General features: G+C 67.6%; 6 protein-coding genes. 2 read left to right on the forward strand and 4 right to left on the reverse strand.

Translation table 11 applies throughout. The features are described 5' to 3' along the window. Positions 1–235 precede the first annotated feature (235 nt). Positions 236–1,630 carry a type VI secretion system contractile sheath large subunit gene (locus tag PKE44_RS12035; protein ID WP_324551471.1) on the reverse strand — a complete coding sequence of 465 codons (1,395 nt, stop codon included), beginning with the start codon at positions 1,628–1,630 and terminating at the stop codon, positions 236–238. A gap of 320 nt (positions 1,631–1,950) precedes the next feature. Between PKE44_RS12035 and PKE44_RS12040 the strand changes: the two genes are divergently transcribed. After that, on the forward strand, positions 1,951–2,802 hold the full coding sequence (locus tag PKE44_RS12040) for an SHOCT domain-containing protein (RefSeq protein WP_324551482.1): 852 nt from the start codon (positions 1,951–1,953) through the stop codon (positions 2,800–2,802). A 63-nt stretch (positions 2,803–2,865) separates the two neighbouring features. Here PKE44_RS12040 and PKE44_RS12045 read toward each other — a convergent pair whose 3' ends face one another. The 3 genes from PKE44_RS12045 to PKE44_RS12055 form a co-directional block, all read right to left on the reverse strand. Further along, complete coding sequence (locus PKE44_RS12045; protein WP_324551473.1) at positions 2,866–3,093, reverse strand: hypothetical protein; 228 nt, start codon at positions 3,091–3,093, stop codon at positions 2,866–2,868. Positions 3,094–3,348: 255 nt separating this feature from the next. Further along, positions 3,349–4,008 carry a two-component system response regulator NarL gene (narL, locus tag PKE44_RS12050; RefSeq protein ID WP_324551475.1) on the reverse strand — a complete coding sequence of 220 codons (660 nt, stop codon included), beginning with the start codon at positions 4,006–4,008 and terminating at the stop codon, positions 3,349–3,351. Beyond that, positions 4,001–5,869, reverse strand: a complete 1,869-nt coding sequence (locus PKE44_RS12055; protein WP_324551477.1) for a histidine kinase — start codon at positions 5,867–5,869, stop codon at positions 4,001–4,003. The genes narL and PKE44_RS12055 overlap by 8 nt, the downstream gene beginning before the upstream one ends. 443 nt (positions 5,870–6,312) lie before the next feature. On the opposite strand from PKE44_RS12055, the gene PKE44_RS12060 reads away from it, so the two are divergent. Then, positions 6,313–7,718 (forward strand): MFS transporter (locus PKE44_RS12060; protein ID WP_324551479.1); only part of this gene is annotated, 1,406 nt, incomplete at its 3' end.

Below are 7,718 nucleotides of genomic sequence, written 5' to 3' on the forward strand. Positions count from 1 at the left end.
AAGGCTACGCCACCGGCGAACCGGTCTGGGTGCGGCCGCGGCGCATGAAGGTGTTTCTGGATCGAGCCGTTACGGCGACGGGTGCGGGCGTTCCGACGGCTGCCTGAATGCTTCTGTTTTCCGGATATCTGGCAGTTGTCAGATATCCGGTTTTATTTAAGTTTTATTGAAAATATGATGGTATAAAAATACAAATTAAAAATAACCGTGCATCCCTGCACGATTGATTTTGATTTCAGTCGTTCCAGCGGCCCCGCAGGGCGCCGGCCAGTGAACGGAAACGGAGGACCGAGGCCTGATTGCGGTCGCGTCGACTGAGCAGCACGGTGGCGCCCAGGCCATCGAGGGTCTGGGCGGCGACATCGCTCAACCAGCGCTCGGCGCAGGGCACGAGTTCGCGCTCGCCGTTGCGGGCGAGCAGTGCCATCGGCAGGTCGTCGAGTTCCCGCCACTGGTCCGGGTCGAATTCCCAGCCTTCGTTCTGCTCCCACGCCTGCCCGAGCAACAGGGCAAGCCCGACACCACCACTGCCCCACAGGAAATCCTCGTGCGCCGGGCACGCATCGACTTCCTCGAAGGCGGCCGAGGAAAGCGGATCGGAGCGCGCGCCATAGGGGCGGCGCAGCAGCAGACGCGGAGCCGCGAGCGCGATCCGGTTGCTGCCGACCAGGGCCCGCACGGCTGACCAGCGCGCGGCAGAAATGGCATCGGCCGCGAAACCGGCCGGATCGATGGTGATGGCCGGGTCCATGCCTGCAAGCACCGTGGCGCCACAGTCCCCGGCGATGGCGCCGAAGGCTGCCAGCACGGTCACGTCTTCGGCCGAGGCGCCGAAGGTTTCGGTGCTGACCAGCAGTCCCCACTCCCCCGTCTGTTCGGCACTCTGCAGGATGAGGTTCGCCAGAATCGGCAGGTCGGCGGCGAGATCGGCGCAGAGTTCGCAGCGACCGATGTCGAGCACCCAGACCTCGACGCCGGCATCGTTGTCGACGCCCGCCACCAGCATCGCCAGCGAACGCCAGGCGGATTCGAGCCGCTGGAAGTCCGGATGGTGCAGCAAGGCCCGCAGGGCCTGCGTGCGGGCCAGTGCGCAGGCGGCATCGAGCACGGTCTGGCGCGGGTCCGGCACCGGCGTTGCCGATGACGTGCCGGCGAGCAGGCGACGCACGAAATCCTCGGCTTTCTGCTGCATGTCGCTGCCGGCAGCGCTCCTGCCGACGCTGCCGCCGAGCAGCGCGGCGAAGTCCTCCGCCGGCGATGCCGGCTGTCCGGCTGGAACCGGCGGTGCGGCCTGCGGCTGCACGGCCAGCCGCCGGGCGCTGGCGTCGATGTCTGCAAACAAGGGTACGCGCGCCAGCAGCTGATCCGGATGCAGGTCGTCGAGGCTGGCGAAGTCGATCGTCAGCGCCGGCAGGCCGGAACCGGCGGCCAGTTCGAGCCGCGGTGCCAGTCTGGCCATCAGCGCATCGAGCGTTGCGGCACTGACGCGCATCGGCTGGCGTTCGGCAATCGGGGGACGCAGGGTTTCGCCGACCAGATCAGCGAGGATCAGGATCCGGCAGACCGTGCTGCCATCGGTCCGGGCGCTGCGGCGCTGCGGGCCAAAGGAAAATTCGACGCGTCCGGGCATGGCGCATCCACCTCCGGGCAGATTCGGTTTCGGGCAGATTCGATCGCAACGGCATTGCCGGCGCGATGGCACCGGCAATGCGGCATCTGCGTCGAGCGTAGCCGAGCGGGATCACGGACGGACAGCGATCCGACGAGAAATTCCGGCGATCTGGCGACGAATGGGCGGGAAACCCTGATTTGTCGGTTACAGGCGACAATCGTGCGAAACGCGTTGCCTCCATCGCGCGACCCTCCTAGACTCGCCCCCCGCCGTAAATACGGCTATCTGACCGGACCGTGGCGAACAACCCCTGCCCGTCCGGAAGCGAGATGAATCCGATGCGACAGCTTTCCCCCGCCGGCCAGCAGGCCGTCGACGATATTTCCCGCCGTCATGGCTTCAGCAGCGATGCCGTACGCGCCATGCTCGACGCCGTCATCAACGGCAACGGCACGATGGCGCAGTTCAGCCACCACGAATTCGGTGGTTCGGGCCAGTGGATGGCCGGCGGCATGCTGATGCTGGGCGACATGTTCAACCACGGCCTGAAGTCGCGCGTCGATGCCCTCTGCCAGGAACTCTCGACGCTGGTCGCGAACCAGCCCGGCCTGCTGCAGACCGGCAGCTTCCAGTCGCAGAGCCAGGGCAGCGGCCACAACGATTCGTACCAGCAGCAGGGCAACTGGAACCCGCCGTCCGGTCAGTCCGGCACTGGCTCCAGCCTGTTCACGCCGCAGGCGGACTGGTGGGGTCCGGAGCTGCGCTGGCCGAACAGCACCGGGGCGCAGAACGGCGTGCGCTATGCGTACTTCGCGCAGGCCCACCGCCTCGCCATCGAAACCGGTGGCCACGTGACGATCTACGACACGCTCGATCACCAGATCGGCGGCGTCTCGCAACAGCAGGGCAGCTCCGGCACGCTGAGCTTCACGAGCCAGTACGGCACCGTGAACCTCTCCAGCCTGCCGGTGATTTCCGGCGGCGGCAGGCAGCCGGATGCCTGGTCCCCGTCATCGTCACCGTCCTCCCCTGCGCCGATGAACTCGCCGGCACCGGCTGCTGCATCCGGCACCGCCAGCGAATCCGACATCTTCGCGACCATCGAGAAACTCGCCGGCCTGCGCGCGAAGGGTTTCATCAGCGACGATGAATTCAACGCCAAGAAGGCAGAACTGCTGTCACGGCTCTGAGATCCGGCGACCGGAACGTCGCCGGCTGTCTGCTGGGACCGGTGTGCTTGCGAAGGAATGGATTCAGGCGGGCCGGCCCAGGCGATAGTGCGTCGTGCACGTCGCCGCGGCGTGATTGCTGAGCAGCAGCACCGGACTGGTGGTGATGTGCTCGCCGTCCTCGAAACGCGGATCGTCGTAGACCCGGCCGCTCAGGCGATCCCCGGCGATCAGGCACCAGTCCTCCAGCCGCGGCTGCGCGCCATGCGCCACCGCCGCCGGCAGCCTGACCGGGCTTCCGGCGGACGGCATGCGGAAATAACGGTCGTTTCGGTCGAGCTTTCGATTCGGGCCGGACATGCTGGCCTCCGCATCTGTTCGTGTCTGCCCCACCTGGCCTGGACCCGTACCCGGGCGCTGGTGCGTTCCTCGCTGTGCAGGGTTGGCGGACGTGGAATCAATGCGGATTCTGAACTTCCGTTCATCCGGAAGTTTCACGCTTCCGTATCAAAACCGTGACTTGCTGTTTCCATGGCCTGCGCCGGCCCTGCGCACCGGGCCGCTGCTTCAGCCGTGACGCTGCGCGATGCCGCTCTTGACGGCCCAGACCGCCGCCTCGACGCGCGAGCGCAGGTTGAGCTTCTTCAGCAGGTGCTTGACGTGCACCTTGACCGTGCCCTCGGTGATGTCGAGCGCGCGGGCGATCAGCTTGTTGCTGCGCCCCTCGGCGATGTGCAGCAGGATCTCGTGCTCGCGATCGGTGAGATCGGCCGCCGGCAGCGCGCCGGAGCTGCTTTCGTTGCGCAGCGAGCGCGCCAGCAGTTCGGTCACCGGCCCCGACAGCACCAGACGGCCGCGCGCCGCCATGCGCAGGTTGGCGAGCATCTCCTCGGGCTCCATGTCCTTCAGCAGATAGCCATCGGCGCCGGCCTGCAGCGCGGCGAGGATGTCATCCTCGGAATCCGAGACCGTGAACATGATCACGCGCGAATCGGTATCGAGCGCCTTGATCGCCTTCAGCGTCTCCAGCCCGTTCATGCCCTTCATCTGCAGGTCGAGCAGGATCAGGTCGGGTTCGAGCTGGCGGGCGAGCTTCAGGCCTTCACTGCCATCGGCGGCCTCGCCGACCAGGCGCATTTCCGGCTCCATGGCCACCAGTTGCGATACGCCCTTGCGCAGCAGCGGGTGGTCATCGATGACGAGGAGGGTTTGCGGGGCATCAGACATGGAGGGACTCCTCGGCGGAGGTATCGGTCGGGGGTTCGGCGTGGGTCGCCGGGAAGTCGAGCGCCACGCGCGTGCCGCCGTGGGTGCTGCGCCCGAGCTGCAGTTCGCCGTGCAGGCTGCGCGTGCGCTCGCGCATGATGGTGAGCCCGTAGTGGCGCTCGCGCTCGGGATTGTCGGACAGGCCGACGCCGTCGTCCTCGATCGTGACCTGCATGCGACCATCGACATGCGCGAGCGTGACGCGTGCGGTGCGGGCCCGCGCATGATGGACGATGTTCGACAGCGCCTCGCGCACGATCTGCAGCACATGGATTTCCTGATGCGGTGACAGCGGGTGGCCGTTCAGGCGGTCATCGAGCACGGTGGCGAGGTTGCCGCGCGTGCCGAACTCGCGCAGCGCCCGTTCGAGCGCCGGCTGCAGGCCGTCCTCGGCCATCGTGATGCGGAAGGTCGTCAGCAGCTCGCGCAGCTCGCGGTAGGCGCTGCTGAGGCCCTCGCGCAGCTCCGCGAGAATCTCGCCGACCGCGGCCGGCTGCCCGTCGGGCAGCGCCGACTGCAGGCGGCTGACCTGGATCTTCAGGTACGAGAGCTGCTGGGCCAGGGAATCGTGCAGCTCGCGGGCGATGACGTTGCGCTCCTCCAGCAGCGCCAGACGCCGCTTCGAGACCTCCTGGCGCGTGGCGCGCAGCGTCGAGGCGATGTGGCGGGCGACGGTTTCCAGCAGCTGCACCTGCGTGGCGTCATCGACGCCGATGCCGGGAGCTTCGAGCAGCAGCACGCCGTAATACTCGCCGAGCTCCTGCACCGGCACCGACAGCGTCTGCGGCAGATGCGCCGGTTCGCTGCTGCTGCCGTCGCCGACGCAACTGCCGCAGTCGGGCTTGCGGCAGCGCTCCGGGAAGTCCGGATGCGTGCTGATCTTCTGCTGCAGCTTCAGCGACTGCGCATCGACGAGGCACAGGCTCGAACCACGCGCCCCGGTGTAGCGCTCGACCTCGGCGAGCACCGCGGTCAGCGTCGCGGCGGTCGGCGGCGCCTCGTTGAGCCGGCGCGTGGTCGCGTACAGCAGCTCCAGCGAGCGGTTGGAGCGGCGCAGCGCATGCGTCTGCGCCTCGACGCGCGATTCGAGATCGGCATACATCTTCGACAGATCCTCGGCCATCGCGTTGAAGGCCTGCGCCAGCACGCCGAGTTCGTCACGGCCGACGTGCTCCGCCCGACCGATGAAATCGCCGCGGCGCACGCGGTCGGCAAGCCCGAGCAGTTCGCGCAGCGGCGGCAGCAGCCGCAGGCGCACGCTGCGCCAGGCCAGCACCGCCAGCAGCAGCGTCGCGAGCAGGATCGCGCCCTGCACCCAGCGCAGCGCGGTCAGCTTGGCCTCGGCGTGCGTCTCCAGCCGGCCGACGAAGCCGTCGATGCCGGCGACGAAGTCGTCGATCTCGGCGAGCGCCGTGCGCAGGCGCTCGGGCCGTGCCGTACCGCTGCCCAGTTCCAGCGCCAGCGGCCGCAGCCGCTCGTGCCACTGCGTGGCCAGCGCGCTGTAGTCGAGCCGGCGCGCGTCGCCGGCATCGGCCGGGATCGCGTGCAGCAGCTGCGGGTGCGTGAAGCGGCGCTCGAACTCGTCGAGTTCGTCGCGCACGGCAGCCGGCCCGGCCGCGGCACCGAGCCGGGTCGCGATCCGGTAGCTCTGCATGCGCAGCGAGCCGGCGATGTTGATCGCCGCAGCGTCGCCGGCACTGGCGACCGCGGTCAGCAGCGCGTTGCTCATGCCGATCAGCGCGAGCAGCGCGATGCCGCCGAGCAGCAGGCCCATGCGCCAGAGCAGGGAATCGCGCAGCGGCGGCAGCGGGGGCAGGGTCATCAGCGGGGGTCTCTCGCAGGAAATCCGGTCGGTGGTCGAAGGGGCCGGCTTGCGGACTGCACAGCCTCGTCAGGGCCCGGAGCCGCGACCTTGATGCCGGTCAAGGCGCACCGGCCGGCTCCGGCACTGCCACCTTCGCTCTCACCCGCCCGCGCGGGCGGGGTATCCGGCGGCAGGACGGGGTAGCCGGAGCCGGCACCGCCTGCGTCCGCCCGGGCACGATTCCGGCGCCCCGGGCCTGCATTGATAGCGCATTCAGGCACTTGCCGCCTGAGCCTGTTTTACTCCCTACGGGGCAGCGCGCGTGGCAATTCAGCCTACCCCCACCGGAAGCCATTGATTCACATCAAGCAGTCACCCGCCGCCCGACACCGACGATGGCGCTCAGTCCGGATTCCACGATCCGGGAAACGCTCTGATCCGGTCATCCGAGGTATCTGCATATGTCGGTCGGAAAACCCCAACAGGTGCGGGCGACGGTGGCTTCCACCCTTGCCTTCACCGTCTGCTTCGCGGTCTGGACGATCTTCTCGATCATCGGCATCCAGATCAAAAAACAACTCGGCCTCAGCGAGACCGAATTCGGCCTGCTGGTCGGCACGCCGATCCTGACCGGCTCGCTGATCCGGCTCGTGCTCGGCGTCTGGACCGACCAGATCGGCGGACGCGTCGTGTTCCTGTGGGTGATGCTGTCGGCGGCGATCGCAACCTGGCTGCTGACCTACGCGCAGAGCTACCAGATGTTCCTGGTCGCCGCGCTCGGCGTCGGCATCGCCGGCGGCTCGTTCGCGGTCGGCATCGCCTACGTGTCGAAGTTCTTCGACACCCGCTCGCAGGGCACGGCGCTCGGCGTGTTCGGTGCCGGCAACGTCGGCGCGGCGCTGACCAAGTTCGTCGCGCCGTTCGTGATGGTCGCCTACGGCTGGCAGACCGTCGCGCAGGTCTGGGCGGCCGCGATCGCGATCACCGGCGTGCTGTTCTATCTCTGCACCGAGGATGATCCAAGCCTGAAGGCCCGACGCGCGACCGGCACGAAGCCGCAGAGCTTCCTGCAGCAGATGGAGCCACTGAAGCACCTGCAGGTGTGGCGCTTCTCGCTGTACTACTTTTTCGTGTTCGGTGCCTTCGTGGCGCTGGCGCTGTGGCTGCCGCGCTATCTGACCGGCGCCTACGGCATGGACATCAAGGAAGCCGGCATGGTCGCCGCGATGTACTCGATTCCGGCCTCGCTGTTCCGCATCGTCGGCGGCTGGCTGTCGGACAAGTACGGCGCGCGCACGATCATGTACTGGACCTTCATCGTCTCGGCGATCTGCACGCTGATCCTGTCGTACCCGCCGGCCGATTTCGTCGTCAGGGGCATCCACGGCCCGATCAGCTTCCACCTGTCCACCGGCGTCGGCGGCTTCATCGCAATCGCCTTCGTGCTCGGCTTCTTCATGTCGCTCGGCAAGGCCGCGGTCTACAAGCACATCCCGGTCTACTACCCGCAGCACGTCGGCTCGGTCGGCGGCGTGGTCGGCATGATCGGCGGCCTCGGCGGCTTCCTGCTGCCGATCACCTTCGGCATGCTCAATGACGTGACCGGCATCTGGCAGAGCTGCTTCATGCTGCTGTTCGTGATCGTCACCGTGTCGCTGCTGTGGATGCACTTCTCGATCCTGCGCATGGAACGGCGCGTCGTGCCGCAGCTGAAGGATCTGCCGCAGGACCTGCCGGAGCTGGTCTCGGAAAGCCCGATGACGCTGACCGAATGGCAGCCGGAGGACAAGGACTTCTGGGAAAACAAGGGCCGGAAGATCGCGCAGCGCAATCTGTGGATCTCGATCCCGAACCTGCTGCTCGCGTT

Source organism: Plasticicumulans sp. (assembly GCF_035331805.1).
Taxonomy (GTDB): domain Bacteria; phylum Pseudomonadota; class Gammaproteobacteria; order Competibacterales; family Competibacteraceae; genus Plasticicumulans.